The sequence below is a fragment of the Rhodococcus sp. BH5 genome, from assembly GCF_027583855.1.
Taxonomy (GTDB): domain Bacteria; phylum Actinomycetota; class Actinomycetes; order Mycobacteriales; family Mycobacteriaceae; genus Rhodococcus_F; species Rhodococcus_F qingshengii.
The window spans coordinates 1-16484 of record NZ_JAJHVW010000025.1 but is presented as its reverse complement, the minus strand read 5'-3'; the positions used below and the strand labels follow the sequence as shown (position 1 = coordinate 16484).

The following is a 16484-nucleotide window of genomic DNA, read 5'->3' as shown; positions in this document are numbered from 1 at the left end:
CCCCTCGCTGCACCTGCCGGCTCACCACCTTCTTCCCATTGCTGACTTTTGATTCCCTTTTCAATTTTTTGTTCGTCGCCTCTCCTCGCGCCAGCCGCGCGAGTCGGCTGACCCAAGGAGCTGTGATCCTGTTGAACGGTATTGAACCCGGCCCCGAATCCGATTACCCGCTCGACGATGTCGACCTCCCTGACGCGGATGGCGAATTCGATGATGCGCAGACAGAATTCATTGTCACGGCGGGTTCGCCGCTGGTGAGGTTCGGCGAACCCTCGGAACCATTCCCCGTCGGCGGCAGCGGCTCGATGCCGTCGCCCGCACCGGGCGCGGCGGCGTGGTCGACCGCGACGGTTGCCTCTCCGGTACCGCAGTCATGGTGGCACCGGCTCTCCGGTGTGGGGCGCGCTTTGTTGGTGACAACACCGTTGCTGGTCGTCGCAGCGGCAGTGGCGATCATCGCCGCATTGACGTACGCGAGCGGCGAGGGCGGTCCACCGCCGGCGTTCGTCGACAGTGCTACCGGCGTTCAGGATTCGTTGCCCGAGCCGGTGTTCGCTGCGGTGCCGCCGGAGTTCGGGGCGGGGATGACCATGCGGATCGGAGACGCCGACGGCCCTGTCGACCCGGTGAACTTGGTGGGTGGCACGACGTTGCTTCCGCCGTCCGACATTTCCCGGCTCGGCTGGTATGCGGCATCACCTCTGCCCGGCGTCGACGGTGCGGGATCGACGGTGATCACCGGCCATGTCAACGACGCCGTCCAGGGCGAGGGTTACGCGGCTCGCTTCGTGCGGCTTTCGGTCGGTGACACGGTGACGGTGTCCGTGGACGGAGAGCCTCACGTTTACCGGGTTTCGCAGGCTCCGACGATGACGCCCAAGGGTGGGCAGCTCCCTGACGTCGTCAACGACACGGTCGGGGAGAACCGGCTGGTTCTGATCACCTGCGGCGGTGAGTACGTCGGGGGAGCCACCGGTTACGCCGACAACATCATCGTCGTCGCGGAACCCGTTGCAGGTGATCGGTGATGGCACTGTTCACACGCCGAACATCGGCAGCGTCCACCCCTGACCTCGAGAACACCCCTGCACCCACATTGGAATCCCAGGACGCCGTCGATTCCGGTCGGCGCGCGCCAGTGGTGGCAGGTGCAGCAGGCGGTGTCGGAACGTCGGTGATCGCTGCTCTGATCGGCGGGATCGACGAGGGAGTCGTCGCGGCCGGACGTGGAGCGGATGTGCTCGTGGCGAGGTGGGATGTTCCCGGCTGCATCGCGGCAGGAGCCGCTTTGGCCCGAATGCACGATGCCGCCGCATATCCGGCGCTGGTCCTGGTCGCAGACAGTCCGCGCCCCCGGCCCGCGGAGGCTAAAGTTTTGGCCCGGATTCTCCGCGGCCTGGTCTGCGAGGTCGTGACGGTCGATTGGTGCGAGCAGCTGCGCATGACCACCGATCCCGTCGCCGAAATCACTCGAGCCGCAACACTGTTCGATGCACCGGCGAAGTCGTTGACTCGGTGGGTTCGGCCGTGGAAGGCAGTGCGGATGATCGTCCTCGCCGTCGTCGCTGAGCGACTCGAACCAGGATGGTCCGCCGAGGCCGCCCCTTCTGCATCGACCGGGTTCGCTGTACCGGACGGTGCGAGTACAGCTCCCGTTTCCGCTCCACGGTCGCAATCGCGGCGTGGTCGGCATTCGGCAGCGCTGTCGGCGTCGACGCCGTCAGCGGAATCAACAGATCCGGGGGCTCTCGCGTGAGGCCTCTGGACACGATCGGGAAGGAACCCGGAAACGATGTCGATATTACTGTGGGCCAGCGAGATCACCGCGAATGTGCCCGCACCGAGCGGCGGGGCCATGCATTCGACGCTCGCGTCGAGTACGGAACTGCACGCCCAGCTCTTGGGCGATACCCCTCCGGCTCTCCCGGACGGGGATATGAAGGCGAAACTGGAAACGTTCCTCGGATATTTCAAGGGGATCGCGATCGTGGCTGGTGTTTTTTCGATCGTCGCGGTCGGAATCTTGATGATGACGGGTATGCGCTCGCGGTCGGATCTGGCGAAGACGGCGGTGACGCACATGCCGTGGGTGATCGGCGGCTTGTTCCTCGCAGCGACGGCAGCGCAGATCGTGCAGTGGGTGATCGCCTAGAGAGCGATCCTTCTTCCCGGAGTTCGCAGTCGGATGTCGCGACGGTAGCGCTGTGCTCGGCGACCGCGTGTGCAGTGGTGTTGATCATCGCGGGCGCGATGCTCGTCGGTGGAGGCAGCGGGGAATCGATTGCGCAGCAAGCGTCCTCAGCTGTACTCCTCACTGGCGGGGTGGGTTTCGCGGTCTGCGGTGCGGCGGCGTGGTTGGTCGGACTGTGTGCGTCGATCGCGCCCGTCATGGCCCTCACACCTAGGCGAATGCGTCGCCCTGAGGTAGTTGCGGACCTGGTGTGCACATTGGCGTATCTGGGGTCCGGATTCCTCGCCGCCGCATTCGGTGGCGCGGTGTGGGCGGCGATCAGCAATGGGTGAAGCACCACATGGTGTTGACAATCAACACCTTTCAACGTTCAGCGAAGGGAAGTGGGGGAGATGAGTTTTCGGCGGGAGTCGTTCGATCCTCGGAGATCGAAAATGATGGCGGGGCTGGCGGGGTTGTCGCTGCTCGCGGTCTGCGCAATCGTGTGGTCGGTGATTGCGATGACCGGCGGAGGCGGAGAAGAGCCCGTCACCGTCGCGTCAGGAACCAGCACCACTGAACGCAGTTCGAATAGCTCGATGGACGAACGCGCCACCAAAGCGAGCGGCACCACGTCCGCACCGTCCACGACGATGCGCCCATTGGGGGTCGGGTCACCGCTGACCAGCTCGACCCCACCTCCTCCGTCGACGACGAGTGGGCCGGCTCCGAAGACTCCGGATGTTCAGGTCCTTCCTGGCTCGCCGAATCCTGGGCCTGGGGTGTCGGTGCTTCCGCGCAGTGACGCGACACTCGATGCGGTGGCCTCTGTTCCTGCGGCGGCGCCGCAGGTTCGCACGGAGACTGTCGGTGAGGTACCGGCAGCGACATCGGCACCTACGCAGACGCCGGGGGTGACGCTGACCGACATTCCGTCGACCACAGCGCCCGACGATCCGACGTCGACCCGGACGCCTGGGGTCACGATCACCGATGTGACCTCGACGTCGGCGCCGACTACGACGGCGGGCGGCGACCCGACGTGTGGCGGTGTGGAGCGCAAGTCGGTGACCAGCGGCGATGTGGTGATCATCGTTTCTCGGTACAGCGCCGCGTGCGCAGCGGGGAGCGGATTGCCGTCGACTACCGGGAACGCGGACCTCGCTGATGCAGCAACGAAGATTCTTGCCGGCGGACACGGCAGCGACGCTGCGGCCGCCGATCTCGCGGCACGGTTGCGTCCGCTCGCCGAATTCGGCGGCATGGTCGCGGTGACTTCGGGCGATCAGTACGTGCTCATTCAGATCGAGGGGCGTTAATGGCGAAGTTGAAGGAACCGAGTGGACTGCCGAAGTCGATGATCGCGGCGGCGTGCGCGGTGGCGGCGTTGTTGCTGGTCGCTGTCACTTTGGTGATCGTGTCGCTGAGCCGAGGTGACGATTCGGCGTCGGGTCCGGTGTCGACGTCGCGGCCGGGACCGCCGCCTGGACGCTCTATCGCGGATCTCACCAAGGACAACAATCCCCCTGATTTCGATGTGACGATCGGTATGTCCCCGGCGACGGGGATGCCGCCGATGGATGTCGAGACTGCACGCAGGTTCTCGATGATTTCCGATGGTCTCGATGCCGATCCGGCCGGACCTGATTCGGCGGCGCGGCCGGCGGGGTTGCAGTGGGCGAAGTTCGGTTACGACGGTCTTCCTGTCGGTCCGACGGTGGGTCCGACGACCATCGACGGGCATTGCACATCAGGGTTCGCCCATACGCTCCAGGGCGCTGTCGCTGCCGCGATTCAGAAGGGAACACGAGCGGCGTTGTTCGGCGAATGCGCTGAGCTCTACGGGATTCCCACCACTGAGCAGAGCGCGTGGGACCACCTGCGGTTACTCCTCGCGCCGATCACCTTGCTTGACCGCACCACGTTCGTCGGAGTGGGTCAGGTCTGGATCGACGAGAGCGACCCGGATGTCGTCGCGTTCGAACTCATCGGCACGCGCAACCCGGACGGCACCCGATACGCACTGCGCGTGCAGATGCAGTGGAGCGACGGGGACTGGAATCAGGTTCTCACTGATGACATAGATGTTCGCCGCACGATCTTGGAAAATGATCGGAGTTGGACCTCATGGCAGTGACAACCGGACACCACTCCGCGCTTCGCGCCTGGATACTGCGGTTCGCTGCGCTGGTTGCGATCACGGTCACGCTCGTGCTCGCGGCGATCGGGCCTGCCGTCGCGCAGGACCAGGGAGTCGGGACCATGTCGGAGACTGTCTCCGACTTCTGCAATACGATCGCTGACCCACTCGCCAGTGTCATCGGTGGGCCTGTCATCGGAGGCTTCGTCGGGGACATTGGTTGCGGCGGCGCGGCGGCGATTGCCGACCCGAGCGGTACTGCCGAGCGTGCGACGAAAGCAGTGTTCTCGGGTGCATTGGGCGATATGGCGCAGTCGTCCGCCGACGGTGGCCTCGAGCTGATGCAGCGTGCGTTGACGTGGTGGACGATGACCTCGACGGCGAATCCGATCGATGCGGACCGCTATTCCTCGATCGTCACCTTGTCCAATTCGCTGACAGTGCTGGTTGCGGGGATCGCGATCGCGGGCGTCATCGGCACCGCAATCTCGTTGTTCCTCCAACGCCGGATGGCTCCGGTCGTCGAACTCGGTACCGGAATTTTCAAGTACATCGTGACCACCGGGTGCGGGTTACTCGCTGTCGGGATTCTCGTTGCGGTTGCGGATGAGTTGTCGACGACGATCACCACCGATTCGATCAACCGGTTCAACGAACAGATGAAGGGCTCGATGCTCGGGGAGTGGGCTGGCAGTCAGCCTATGTTGACGACCATTTTGGGTTTGGTTCTGTTGATCGTGGCTGCATTGATGTGGCTGGCGTCGATCGCCCGCGAAGCCGGTCTGCTGGTATTGCTGGCGTTGATGCCTCTCGCTGCGGCGGGGCAGTTCGCCTCGTTGACGCGCGAGTGGTTGGCGAAGTGGGCGACGCCGCTGATTGCCCTGATTTTCTGGAAGCCGATGGCCGCGTTCATCTATTCGGTCGGCTTCGAATTCACCGGCAACGGCAGCGAAGGAGACGATCTGAAGCTGGTGGTCGTCGGGCTGATGGTGCTGGTGCTGTCGGTAGTGGCGCTGCCGATGTTGATGGGGTTGTTCTCGTTCGCCGGTACGAAGATCTCCGGTGGGTCGTCGGTTTCTGCTCTCGCAGCCGGAGGCGGCGCGTTGATGGGATCTGCTGCTGGTGGTGCCATGTCGAACTTCATGTCCGCCAGCGGCCCTGGCAGCAAGTCCGAGAACACCGGGTCGAGTAGCAACAGTTCGTCACTGACGCCCCCTGGATCAGGTGATCAAGAGGGTGAGAGCGGCGGAAACCTGGCAGAGGGCGGCGGCAGCGACCTCGATGGGGAGGTCGCAGCTGTAGCCGGCGGTGACAGCGGTTCCGAGGGAGGCGCACAAACCGGCGACGAACAGAACGCCTCCCAGTCGGGTGATGCCGGTGCGGCGGCGAGCAAAGTCAGCGACGGCGCTTCCGAAGGCGCCGAGGAAGGCGCGAAAGCAGGCGGTGGTGTCGGGGCGGCAGTCGGTGCAGCCGCGGGCGCCGCAAAGGGCGCAGCCGACGCCGGGATGGACGAGATGGCAGCGCCGTTCGAGGAAGCGTCCGCCTCCATGGGCGCAAGCCCGGAGGGCGGCGGCTCGGGATCGGGCGATGCTCCGTTCCCCACATCGGCGTCCCCACAATCGGGCCCCGACAGCAGCACACCGACAACCGACCCGTCCGGGTCGACCTCGACGACCCCCGATTCGACACCGACCCCGCCCCAGGGTTCGTCCTCGGGAGACCAGAGTGCAGCTTCGTCGCCCGCGTCGCCGCGGCAAGGTTCCGATCCGGTCAGCTCAGGAGTGGACAGCACGATCCCGTCCGCTTCACCGGGAGGCGGAACGAACACCTCGCCGGGCGGCGGCCCGTCCGGTTCCACGCAATCCGGCTCGTCGTCGTCACCGGCCTCGAACGTCGGCGGCGGCGGGAGCGGTGCCGGGGGCGCAGCCATCTGAGGCGAAAGCCATTTTCATGCAACGGAACATTCTTCCGTTGCACCATATTTCACGACATCGAGGAGTGATCGAGAGTGAGCGAAACAAGGGAGCCGAAAGCTCCGTACACGTTCGGTGATTATCGCCGCGCACAAGGGTTTTCGATCGGCGGAATACCACTACGCAGGATGTCACTCGCGGGCGCACTAGGTCTGTGTACGATCCTGTCGTTCAACTTCTCGATGAAGTTGGCGGCGGTCATGCTGGTCACCACGGCCCTCGTGTCGATGGTGTTCGTGATCCCGTGGGGTGCACGAAAGTCCACGATGTACGAGTGGGTGCGGTACTACGCACGCGGCAAGTGGAGGATCTCGCGCGGTGTCACCGATCTGGTGTCGGGACCGCTCACCCAGTTCGAAAGACGCAATCGTCTCCCCGGCGTGTTGGCGCCGCTGGTGCCGGTGACCGTCTCCGACGGCGCGGGCGGCGAGCAGGTCGTGTTGCACAACCGGGCGACGGGCATCATTTCCGCGATCGCGAGGTGCGCGCCGGTGGGAACCGCGCTCGCCGACCGCGACGATGCGGATTCGTGGGTGGCGAACTACGGGTCGTTGTTGGCGTCGTTGGGGTATCGGCAGATGGTCGAGTCGTTGGCGATCACCATCGACTCCGCGCCCTCGGGCGGCTCGACGCAGGAGGACTACGTCCGCGACCGCATGAATGATCATCGCGACTGGTCACCGACGTTCGCTCAGGCCGTGATGGAAGACCTCGTGACCACCAATCCGGCGGTCTCGGCCGATGTGACCACGACGGTCACCGTCAACTTCGACCCGGCGAAGATGAACCCGAAGCCCGCGACGATGGAGCAGGCCGTCGGTGAGGCGTTGCGGTGGATGCCCTCGATCGAGAACGGTTTGTCGAGTGCGGGCGCAACCGTGATCGGGCGTGCGCAGTTGCCGTGGTTGGTGCGTCGTCTGCGGATGGCGTTCGACCCGGCAGCACGCCGTGAGGCGACCCGTCAGCTCGAGGTCGGTGCCGATGACGCCGAGGTTCTGGCGTGGTCCGACGGCGGCGCGATGCGCGCGTTGGAGGAGTGGAAGTACTACCAGCACGATTCGGGTGTCTCGCATTCGTGGGTGATGGATGCGCCGCCCACGGGTTCGGTGCAGCACAGCATTTTGATTCCTCTGCTCGCTCCGGGTCCGTATCCGCGCCGGGTGTCGCTTGTGTACCACCCGCTCGGAGCTGCGGACGCGAAGAAGGTTGTGGAGAAGGAAATTTCGGCTGGAACGCTCCGTACGCTCATTGCAGCGAAAACGAAAAAGGATGTGACTCAGCGAGATATCGAGGATCGCAGGCGGGCGCTTCGCGCGGCGTCAGCTGAGGCGCAGGGTGCGGGTGTTGGAACGTTCACGATGTACGTCACGACCACGGTGGACGACGAGAGCGAGCTCGCGGCGGCGATCGCGGACGTGGAGAACCGTGCAGGGCAATGCAAGCTGACGCTGCGCGAGGCACATGGCGCGGAGGCCGCTGTATTCGGTTGCTCGCTGGGTCTGGGTATCGACCCGACCCGTGAGCTGACGAAGAAGCCCGGTACCCGTTGGGAACCGAAGTGAGTCGCTGCGGGCGCGTGGCGCCCCGTAGCAGTCGCCCGCGTCATCATCACCTTTGCGAGGAGTCGGTAACCATGCCCACACACACCACCATTGATGCATCTGCAAGCGAATACGCTGGTCAGGAACTGCGCGGATGAGCGCGCCGACGATCGAACCGAAGACAGACCCGACGCAGCGGGAACGGTTTCTCGCGTGGCGTGGCCGCGAGTGGGAGAAGGCTGCCGCAGCGAAGAAGGAGCGGCCTGCGCACCGGCTCGGTGTCGATGTGGACGCGCCTATTCCGCCGACGACCGGTGATCCGGTCCCCGGCGGTGGCCTGGCAGCCAATGTTCTCTCGGGTGTGGAGTGGCAGGGCGTGACCACGCAGGTGTGTGGCCTGTTCCCGTTCGCTGCACCTTCTGGGGTGCACGTTCGTGGTGTTCCGGTGGGCACTCACCAACACACCGGTGAGCCGGTCGGACTCGATCCGGCCCAGTGGTTGGCGGACAAATTGGTGTCCAATACCGCCATCTGGTGCCAGGGCCAGCCCGGTATCGGCAAATCCACCATCATCAAGCGTTTGATGATCGGGTTGATGAGTTTCGGGTTCCGCGCCATCGTGCAGGGCGACCTCAAAGACGAGTACGAGGACATCGTCCTCATGTGCGCGGGTGAGGACGCAGTCGCCCGTGTCGGGCGCGGTCTCGGCGTTCTCAACCCCCTCGACACGTCGCCGTTGATTCCCGCGATCGCGGCAGCGACCGGGCAGAAGAAGATCAACCTGCTCGGTGACGCGCATGCCTCTCAGGTCGATTTGCTCGAAGCTATGGTCACAATCGGTATGCGCGGCGCGCAGTTGGAAACGTACGAGCGGACTGCGCTGGAGCTGGCGCTTCGCCTGGCATCGGAGGGCGCTCGACGCCACGACAACCGCGATCCGATCATTCCGCAGGTCCTCGAAGTCCTCACGCAAGGGCCCGCGGAGTTGCGGTGGAGAGTAGCGGCGAACCCGGATGTGCCCTACGACTACGAGAAGACGATCCTTCGGTTGCGCGAGGGGCTGCGGTTGACCTGTGAGGGCGCTCTGAAGGGGATGTTCGACGGGCCGTCCACTTTTCGCGTCGATCCGGATCTGCCGGCGTTTTCGCTGTCCCTGTCGGCCGTGGAGGATTCCTCCGACGACGTGATCGCGGCGGCGATGATGTGCTCATGGGCATGGACGTCGATGATGTCGCGCGGCCAGTCGGCAGTCGGTAAGCCGCGCAACGTCTTTCAGATTCAGGACGAATTGTGGAAAGGGCTGCGCGCAGCGCCGGGTCTGGTCGAGAAGTCCGACGGTGTGACGCGTCTGGGACGGCACAAGGGCATGGTCTCGGCGCAGGTCTCGCACTCGCAGGAGGACTTGGATGCGTTACCGACGCCGGAGGACCGGGCGAAAGCGCGCGGCTTGGCTTCGCGTTCGAATGTGCAGATCTTCGGCGGTTGCGACGGCAAGGAAGTCGAGCGGATCGGCAAGATCACCAAGATCTCCGAAGCTGAAGGTTCGGAATTGAAAGCGTGGGCAGCGCCGCCGACATGGGTTCCCGGCCTGGCCCATCCAGGCCGCGGTAAGTATTTGATCAAATCCGGTCAGCGCCAGGGACTTCCGATCACCATGAGGCTTTCGGCGTTGGAACGCAAACTCTACGACACGGACCGCGCGTTCAGCAGTGTCCGCAACAAACGTATGGCCTGAGACCAGCGCCTGCCAGCCAGCTCTGCGAGGGGGGAGACCTCGAAGGAGCACACAGGTGAGAACACCGAATCTCGAAGTACTCCGGGCGATCCCGGAAGCTGATCCGGCCTTTTATCCAGTTTTCGATGCGGTCGCGACAGTGATTGCATCACAGCACAACTGCATCTACGTCCCAGGTCAGGCGGATGCGGCGATCGCGTTCGCCGCCGGCCGCGGTATCCGATTCCTACTCGGCGACATCCCTGTGGTGCCGGGAGCACCGAACGCACTACTGACCATGAGGGGAGCTGAAATCGCGCTGGCACACGTGATGTACGCGGTCTGCGGCAGCGGCCGTGACCGCTCTGTGTCTGCGGCTGCGGCGGCGGGCATGTTGGTTGCCGCTGCCGCCGAGGCAGGACTCGTCGTGACCGCGGCAGGAGCGGCGCGGTGAAGAAGGTTGCAGCATCGTTGGCGGTGCTCCTTATGACGTTGGTGATGTTGGTGGTTTTCGTGGTCGGCGGGAGCAAGAACACCGGCTGTGAGATGGGCGGCGGCGGAGCCATCGCGGCAGCAGGCTCGTGGATCAAGCCCACTGATCCGGCACAAACGCAGCTGAGCTCGCCGTTCGGGGAGCGTTGGGGCGCTGAGCACAAGGGCATCGACCTCGCGGGGCCGGAAGGGACACCGATTTACGCGTTCACCGACGGTCGGGTCGCCGACGCAGGCGAAGCGGACGGCTTCGGGCATTGGATCGTGCTCGATCATGTGATCGAGGGCCGCACGATGTCGACGGTGTACGGACACATGTGGGCTGACGGCGTCCTCGTTTCCGCTGGTGATCAGGTGTCGGCGGGGCAGCGTATCGCCTCGATCGGCAACGACGGACAGTCCACGGGCGCACATCTTCACTTCGAAGTGTGGGACGGTGGTCGCAGCAGCGGCAGCGCCGTCGACCCGCAGTCGTGGTACGACAAGGCCGCTGCTCCCGGAACGAGCAGTGCGCCACCTGCACCGGGGCCGACCACTGGCGAAAGTTCCGCCCCCGCCGGCACCGCCGGGTTGAATGCCGCACAGTTGGCGATGGCGCACACCGTAGTCGCTGTCGGTGAAGTGATGGGGATTTCCGAGCACGGCATCGTCGTCGCCTTGGCGACCGCGAGCCAGGAATCCGGGTTCCGCATGTATGCCAACGACGGCACCGGTCAACTCGCGCCCGATCAGCGGGACGTGTCCCGCTCGATGGACTTTCCCCATGACGCGGTCGGCAACGACCACGGCTCCGTGAATCAATTCCAGCAACAGTACCCGTGGTGGGGGAGCCTCGAGGAGTTGATGAACCCCGCCAGTGCGGCCCGCAAGTTCTACGACGCATTGCTCACCAGTGGCGATTGGGAGTCCCGTCCGGTGACGGTGGCAGCACAGACCGTGCAAGTCTCCGCGTACCCGGACGCATACGCCGACGACGAGCCCCTTGCCCGGACATTGGCGTCGACGTTCACCGGCGCCGGCGCATCGATGAGTCCCGAGCAGCTCGAACAACTTTCGGCGTCAGGCGCGCTGACTGTCGCTGCGGGCGGCGGCGGTCTTTGCGCGACCGATCCGTCGAACCCTGATGCCCCGGCCTACGCTCCGAACGGACCGTTCGGGCAGAACGTCATCGCTGCGGCGTCACGCTGGTTGGGTACGACGTACGTGTGGGGCGGCGGAGACACGTCCGGTCCGACCGGCGGCGGTTTCGACTGCTCCGGTTTGACGATGTACGCGGTGTTCGTGGCATCGGAAGGCAAAATTTCGTTGCCCCACTACACCGGCGATCCGGGCAATCCCGGACAGCTCGACGATCCCCGCGGGCAAGAGATCGCGTTCGATCACAAGCAGCCGGGAGATCTGATCTTCTTCGGCTCCGGACGCTCCACGCATCACGTGGCGATCTTCTACGGCACCGAGAACGGCCAGGACATGATTCTGCATGCTCCGCAGACCGGCGACGTCGTCAAAATCGCTCCGCTGAGCGGATTCACGGGAGAAGAAATGTATGTCAAACGATTCGGCTGACCGCACACGAAGGACGACAACGATGACACACTCAGAAACACGATCTGCGCGTCCCACAACGCGCCGCGCACTCGCGTCGGCCGCGGCAGCAACCGCGATGGTGCTGCTCGCCGGATGCGGCGGGGGAAGCGGGGAAGCCGGCGGAACGGACAGTGGTGAACTCCACGGCACCCCCCAGTCCTTCACGCCGCCGCCGGAGGCGACCCCGACCCTTCCTGATCAGTTCGCCGCCGTCGATCAGTTCCAACCCGATTCGGTGATGGTCGCGGCCCTCGAGACGCTGTTCTCGTATCAGCCGACCGTCGATCTGGGGCAAGGCGAAGCCGCGCAGCGGGCAGCACCGTTGATGGACGAGCGGTTCTACCGCGAGAATGCCGCGTCGATGACTGCGCTGGCACCGATCACCGGCAAGAGATGGCAGAGCTGGCGCGGTGCCGGTGCCACCGTCCAAGCGAGGGCCTCGATCACCACCGATCAACATCCGCCGGATCTCCCGGCGTCGTACTCGCGGGTCGTGGCGATCACCGTGGCGGCGATCGCCCCGGACGGAGCACAGATCGACACTGCGAGCTGGGCAGCGTATGCCACCGTCACCAAACTCGGTGTCTGGCGGTTGTCCGCGGTGACGGTCCGCTGAGCCGGCGGAGACCGTGATGTTCGAGGCGCACAGCGACGAGCAGAACCGAAGTCGGGGCGCGCAGTGGTGCGCGGCGGCGCTGTGGTGGTGGGTGGGCACAGCTGCATCCACTCTCGGGGTGTGGGCAGTGATGACCTGCGGGCGTTGGCTGCCCGGAACCGCTGATGCGGTGACCAGCGGAAACGCAGACGTCGGGCTCCCCTCGGACACCGCATTCGGTGCGGCGAAGATCGCGAGTTGGGTGGAAGCGGCGGCGGTGTGGCTGGCCACGGACAGTCGCGCGGTCGGGGTAGCGACGGCGGTGGCGACGTTCGCATGGCTTGTCGGGACCGCTGCCGCGATCTTGGCGATGTCAGCTCTGGCACCGACGATCACCAGCCGGGTCGCGGCCTGGGCCTGGTCCCTGGCTCGGACGGTGGCGGTGATCTCGATAGCAGCGTCTGTGGTTGCCGCCGACAACGGGCGCACAGGCGCCATCGGTTCGGAGATCTGGATATCGGCCGCGGTGGCCGGCCTGGCTGTCTCGGTACTCGCCGGATATCCGGGCCGGCCCCGGCAGCAGTGGAGAGCGGAACGCGTGGAGGTGCGTGAGCGGTGAACAGCGGAAGTGGGATAGATCCGGCGGTGAAGAAACCGCTGGTGTTGTCGGTGGTGATCGTGGTGGTGGGTCTCGCGGTCCTCGGTTCGGGGCCGCTGCGTTCGGGGAAAGTGCCGGTCACGGCGTTGGTTGTGCTCGTGGCGGCGGCGGTGGTGATCGGTGCCGGGTACGCGGTGTGGCGGCTACTCGATCAACGTAGTCACGCGCAGCGCGAATTCGACACCTACGCCGAGCATCTGCCCGGTCGGCGGATGCTCACCGGCATCACCACGGCAGATGCGAAAACGAAAGCGTTTGCGCTGCTGCGGGTTACAGAGAACGACGAGAAGATCCCGCTGGAGCGCGTGTTCTCGGGGGATACGGAGAAAGGGCGAGCTGATGTCACCGAGAACTGATGATGCGATCGCGGCGGGAACCGCACCGGGAGTGATGTTTTCGAAGAACGACGAACGTAGTTGGGGGCTACCGTTCGGGACCCTGATCGGTGACCGGGTGCGGTTGTGGTGTGACTGGGAATCGGCGACGTGCATCTTCGCCGGTATGCGGCGAGGAAAGTCGCAGGCGTATGCGATTCCGTGGATTCTCTCCACCCGTGGCGCGGTGATCTCCACCGGCAACAAACCTGACGTCTACGCGGCGACGGCGCTGCTGCGGCGCCGCGAAGGACACCGCGAGTGGCGGTTCGATCCGGGTAACCTCCTCGGGTTGGGGGAGCCGGCCATGCGCTTTGATCCACTCCTCATCGTGCGCAGCTACAAACTCGCCAAAGAAGTTGCAGGGCACTTCGTTTCAGCGGCGCAGAAGAAGAACGCCACCGTGAATTCGTATTTCGATTCCGCAGCGCACAAGACGTTAGCAGCGTACATGCTTGCCGCGGCCCTGGTGCGCGGTGACCTCGTGCACGTCTACGAATGGCTCTCAGCTCCCCGCAACACCACGCCCGCCGAGATCCTCGCCGAGTACGGCTACGAAATTCTGTCGGCGCAGGTCCGAGCACGTAACCAACTCAACGACCGCCAGCAGGAGGGCATCTTCGACATGGGCCGGGAGTTCCTCGACTTCCTCGGAGAGCCGACGTTCGCGCAGTGGGTCACTCCCGAAGATCGTGGCCGCGTAGCGCTCGACCCGGACGGCCGCCGACGGGTGGTCGGCGTCGTCGACGAGCGGCCAGTATTCGACCCGGCGGCTTTCGCGACGAGCACCGACACCTTGTACGCGGTATCGCAGCATGGAGAAGGTTCACCGGCCCCGCTGGTGACAGCGCTGATCGGCTGCACCATCGAAGCTGGTCGTCGGGTCGCGGGCCGGTATCCGCGAGGCCGGCTGCCCTCGCCGATGCTCGCCGTCCTGGACGAGGCAGCGAACATCTGCCGTATACGGGATCTGCCGGACATGATCTCGTACTGCGGCGGCGTCGGGATCGTCCTGGTCCCGATCTTTCAGTCCCGCCACCAGGGCTACCAGATCTGGGAAGACGACTTCCGCATCGTGTGGGACACCGCGAACAATCTGATCTGCCTGGGCGGCAACCGTGACAAGGACATGCGTGAGGATCTTTCGGAGCTGATCGGGCAGCGCACCGTCGTGCGTGAGACCCGTTCCACCGGCTCCGGTTCCACCTCCTTCTCACAGAGCATCAGCCGAGAGGCGATCATCCCCGGTGATCGGCTGGCGGCGATGCCACCGAACCGGGCGATCCTCGCTGCCGCCGGCAACCGGCCGGTGCTGATCGAGCCGCAGATGGCGTACGCCTCACCGCGTGCCGGCGACATCAAAGCCGCGGAAGACGATTTCCTGCTCCGCGTCCGCGATCCCATCGCCCGCGAACGCCTCTCGGCTGTTCTGACGACAGAAAAGGAGCCCACCCTTGACTGACATCGACCCCGAAGCCGGTCCCGAGCAACAGTTCAGCTGTTTGGCGGACTTCGTCGAACAGTTCGTCGTACCCCGCTTCTCCCGCGACAAGGTCGAATACCGATTCGATCCCCACTGGTACGACATCGTCGAAGTGTGCGAGCGCCTCGAACAGGTGTGGATCGACTACGAGCACAGCCGCGCCGGCAACGAAACGCTCACCGGATGGTGGCTGTTCCGGTTCGATCCGACGATGGCGGTACTGGCCTCGCGGTACGGGCCGATGCGCGACCGGACGGCCGGGGAGCGCCGTGAGTTCGACACCAACTCAGCACCATCGACACATCAGGTGCGTGAGGAAGTTGTCATCGACTTCGGCGACATCGCCGACGATCCAGGCGACGGTGAGCAGGGAGACGAAGTCGACTACGGCGGCGGCGACTATGTCGACCTCGACTGACGAAAAACCAGGAACGCAACCTTTTTCCGAAAGGAACCGAAACAGTGATCGATGATTCGGCAGTGAAGGTGACCGTGAACACGGCCACCGAGAACGAACACGCCGCACTCACAGAGCGCGCCGCCGAGCAGCAGCCGGAAGTCGAACTGCAGCGCCTCTCCACCGGACAGGACATCGCAGGCCGACTGGCACACGAAGGTAAGGGCGCGACGCAGAAACTGCTCGCGTGGGGAATCGAGCTGGTCTCCGAATGGGAAACCAGCGGCCCCGGCGCCACCTCGTTCAGCGCCCGCGGACGGCTGGCCGGCAACGCCGACACGACGTGGAACGAGATTGCTCGCATCCTCGGCGCAGCAGCATCCGCCGCATTGGCCCGGCCGTCCGCGGGGGACCGCGCTGTCGGTGCCGCACTCGGGCAGGAAACGGTCCCTGACCTCGCCGCCAGCGCCGACAATGCGCGAGATCCCGCCGCAGCGCAGTACGCGAACGCCGCGATCAGCGCCGAGGCCGAAGTGCGACTCGATCAAGGCGTCGAGGAATCCGAATTGTCCGCGGTCGCATCAGCAGAAGGCGCCGGGGAGGACAGCGACGTCGCTCTCCACGAGGGGGCCGCGACGCGTGCCGATCACGAAGAAGGTATCGACCGTTCACGCGCGGAATCCATGCATTCAGCGGCGAACGCCGCGGCTACGGCGCCAGCGAAAGGGGCCGCGCCGAAAACTCTCCGCGCCAAACCCGGTAACCGGTACCTGCCCGCAACACCGCCCGGCCCCGGACTCGGGCAGCCGATGACCCCCACACAAGGAGCCAGCCGTGAACGCTGACCTGCAATCTATCGAGTTGGACTTTCGGCGAGCGATCGTCGAGAGAGTCGACGGCGCGTCCTGGGGTCCGAAAGTTGCCAGCGAAGTCAACGAGCGCTCAACAAGCGAAGAGGGATAGACACTATGGGTAAAGTCGGAATTCTCACGGAAAAGCCTTCGGCGGCACGCAACTTCGCTGCCGCTCTGGGTGGTATGAGCGGTACGTTCGACGGCACGGACTACGTCATCGTCCATGCTCGCGGGCATTTGTTGGAGTTGAAAGACCCTGCGGCGATGGTGCCCGCATCAATCTCCGAGAAGTACAAGAGTTGGGATCTCGAGCACCTGCCGTGGAATGCGCGGGACTTCCGGTGGGAGCGCGAGGTCCGGCGCACCGTCTCCGGCGGAAAGCCGGTCACCGACCCGGCCGCGAAAGACCTGCTCAACGAGCTCGGTGCCACGTTGTCGACGTGCGAGACCATCTGCAACGCCGCCGACCTCGACCCGACCGGCGAAGGTTCACTGCTGGGCTGGGA

The 16484-nt window shown here is 65.0% G+C and carries 19 protein-coding genes; all 19 read left to right on the top strand.

Annotated elements, in window-relative coordinates:
• Positions 1-131 precede the first annotated feature (131 nt).
• Positions 132-1028, top strand: a complete 897-nt coding sequence (locus RhoBH5_RS30670) for a class F sortase (protein WP_270009342.1) — start codon at positions 132-134, stop codon at positions 1026-1028.
• Positions 1028-1756, top strand: a complete 729-nt coding sequence (locus RhoBH5_RS30665) for a hypothetical protein (RefSeq protein ID WP_270009341.1) — start codon at positions 1028-1030, stop codon at positions 1754-1756. The genes RhoBH5_RS30670 and RhoBH5_RS30665 overlap by 1 nt, the downstream gene beginning before the upstream one ends.
• Positions 1757-1792: 36 nt before the next feature.
• Positions 1793-2152 (top strand): TrbC/VirB2 family protein, encoded by a 360-nt coding sequence (locus RhoBH5_RS30660; protein WP_270009340.1) that lies wholly within the window; start codon positions 1793-1795, stop codon positions 2150-2152.
• Positions 2137-2523, top strand: a complete 387-nt coding sequence (locus RhoBH5_RS30655) for a hypothetical protein (RefSeq protein WP_270009339.1) — start codon at positions 2137-2139, stop codon at positions 2521-2523. The genes RhoBH5_RS30660 and RhoBH5_RS30655 overlap by 16 nt, the downstream gene beginning before the upstream one ends.
• Before the next feature lie 102 nt (positions 2524-2625).
• Positions 2626-3489 carry a hypothetical protein gene (locus tag RhoBH5_RS30650; RefSeq protein WP_270009338.1) on the top strand — a complete coding sequence of 288 codons (864 nt, stop codon included), beginning with the start codon at positions 2626-2628 and terminating at the stop codon, positions 3487-3489.
• A complete protein-coding gene (locus tag RhoBH5_RS30645) occupies positions 3489-4307 on the top strand; it encodes a hypothetical protein (RefSeq protein ID WP_270009337.1) in 819 nt (272 codons plus the stop codon). Before RhoBH5_RS30650 ends, RhoBH5_RS30645 begins: the two co-directional genes overlap by 1 nt.
• The gene (locus tag RhoBH5_RS30640; protein WP_270009336.1) at positions 4298-6244 is read left to right on the top strand and encodes a hypothetical protein; all 1947 of its coding nucleotides are present in this window, start codon (positions 4298-4300) and stop codon (positions 6242-6244) included. The genes RhoBH5_RS30645 and RhoBH5_RS30640 overlap by 10 nt, the downstream gene beginning before the upstream one ends.
• Positions 6245-6318: 74 nt before the next feature.
• Complete coding sequence (locus RhoBH5_RS30635) at positions 6319-7845, top strand: SCO6880 family protein (RefSeq protein WP_270009335.1); 1527 nt, start codon at positions 6319-6321, stop codon at positions 7843-7845.
• A 133-nt stretch (positions 7846-7978) separates the two neighbouring features.
• Positions 7979-9559: a hypothetical protein gene (locus RhoBH5_RS30630; RefSeq protein WP_270009334.1), complete on the top strand. Its 1581-nt coding sequence runs from the start codon at positions 7979-7981 to the stop codon at positions 9557-9559.
• A 55-nt stretch (positions 9560-9614) separates the two neighbouring features.
• Positions 9615-9992 (top strand): hypothetical protein, encoded by a 378-nt coding sequence (locus RhoBH5_RS30625; RefSeq protein ID WP_270009333.1) that lies wholly within the window; start codon positions 9615-9617, stop codon positions 9990-9992.
• Positions 9989-11596 (top strand): peptidoglycan DD-metalloendopeptidase family protein, encoded by a 1608-nt coding sequence (locus tag RhoBH5_RS30620; RefSeq protein ID WP_270009332.1) that lies wholly within the window; start codon positions 9989-9991, stop codon positions 11594-11596. The genes RhoBH5_RS30625 and RhoBH5_RS30620 overlap by 4 nt, the downstream gene beginning before the upstream one ends.
• 22 nt (positions 11597-11618) lie before the next feature.
• The gene (locus RhoBH5_RS30615; RefSeq protein WP_270009331.1) at positions 11619-12233 is read left to right on the top strand and encodes a hypothetical protein; all 615 of its coding nucleotides are present in this window, start codon (positions 11619-11621) and stop codon (positions 12231-12233) included.
• 16 nt (positions 12234-12249) lie between these two features.
• Complete coding sequence (locus RhoBH5_RS30610; RefSeq protein ID WP_270009330.1) at positions 12250-12831, top strand: hypothetical protein; 582 nt, start codon at positions 12250-12252, stop codon at positions 12829-12831.
• A complete protein-coding gene (locus RhoBH5_RS30605) occupies positions 12828-13226 on the top strand; it encodes a hypothetical protein (protein ID WP_270009329.1) in 399 nt (132 codons plus the stop codon). The genes RhoBH5_RS30610 and RhoBH5_RS30605 overlap by 4 nt, the downstream gene beginning before the upstream one ends.
• Positions 13210-14706 carry a type IV secretory system conjugative DNA transfer family protein gene (locus RhoBH5_RS30600; RefSeq protein ID WP_270009328.1) on the top strand — a complete coding sequence of 499 codons (1497 nt, stop codon included), beginning with the start codon at positions 13210-13212 and terminating at the stop codon, positions 14704-14706. The genes RhoBH5_RS30605 and RhoBH5_RS30600 overlap by 17 nt, the downstream gene beginning before the upstream one ends.
• The gene (locus RhoBH5_RS30595; protein WP_270009327.1) at positions 14699-15145 is read left to right on the top strand and encodes a DUF4913 domain-containing protein; all 447 of its coding nucleotides are present in this window, start codon (positions 14699-14701) and stop codon (positions 15143-15145) included. Before RhoBH5_RS30600 ends, RhoBH5_RS30595 begins: the two co-directional genes overlap by 8 nt.
• A 44-nt stretch (positions 15146-15189) precedes the next feature.
• Positions 15190-15969: a hypothetical protein gene (locus RhoBH5_RS30590; protein ID WP_270009326.1), complete on the top strand. Its 780-nt coding sequence runs from the start codon at positions 15190-15192 to the stop codon at positions 15967-15969.
• Positions 15959-16087 carry a hypothetical protein gene (locus tag RhoBH5_RS30585; RefSeq protein ID WP_270009325.1) on the top strand — a complete coding sequence of 43 codons (129 nt, stop codon included), beginning with the start codon at positions 15959-15961 and terminating at the stop codon, positions 16085-16087. The genes RhoBH5_RS30590 and RhoBH5_RS30585 overlap by 11 nt, the downstream gene beginning before the upstream one ends.
• A gap of 5 nt (positions 16088-16092) precedes the next feature.
• A partial coding sequence (locus RhoBH5_RS30580) for a toprim domain-containing protein (protein WP_270009324.1) occupies positions 16093-16484 on the top strand: 392 nt, incomplete at its 3' end.